The 650-nt window shown below is 70.0% G+C and carries 1 protein-coding gene; it reads left to right on the top strand.

Annotated features, from left to right (window positions below; genetic code table 11):
• Positions 1–25: 25 nt before the first annotated feature.
• The coding region (locus AC5RVV_RS17800) for a purine-nucleoside phosphorylase (protein WP_494002679.1) at positions 26–650 on the top strand (625 nt) is incomplete at its 3' end.

Here is a 650-nt window from a genome sequence, read left to right as displayed (position 1 = left end):
GGATCAGGCACAGGACCCCTTCGCCCTGGCGCAGAGCGCCGCCGGCTACATCACCGAGCAGACCGGCGTCGAAAAGCACGACGTCGCCCTGGTCCTTGGCTCCGGCTGGGGCAATGCCGCCGGCCTCATCGGTGAAACCACCGCCACCATCCCCGCAGCGGACATTCCCGGCTTCCGGGCGCCCGCCGTCGTCGGCCATGTCGGCACTATCAGTTCCATCCGCACGGACACCGGCAAGCACGCACTGGTGCTGGGCGCCCGCACGCACTTCTACGAAGGCAGGGGCGTGCGCGCCGTGGTCCACGGCGTCCGCACCGCGGCGGCGGCAGGGGCCAAGGTGATGGTCCTGACCAACGGCTGCGGTGGACTGCAGGAACACTGGAAGCCCGGCACGCCCGTGCTGATCAGCGACCACATCAACCTCACGGCAGCCTCCCCGCTGGAAGGCGCCACCTTCGTGGATCTGACGGACCTGTACTCGTCCCGGATCCGGGCGCTGGCCCGGGAAGTGGATCCGGCGCTGGAGGAGGGCGTCTACGCCCAGTTCCCCGGCCCGCACTACGAAACTCCGGCCGAGGTACGGTACGCCAAGCGCATTGGCGCGGACCTGGTGGGCATGTCCACGGCGCTGGAAGCCATTGCCGCCCGCC

This window comes from Arthrobacter sp. MDT2-34-1, from assembly GCF_059091365.1.
This window is presented reverse-complemented; position numbering and strand designations above follow the sequence as displayed.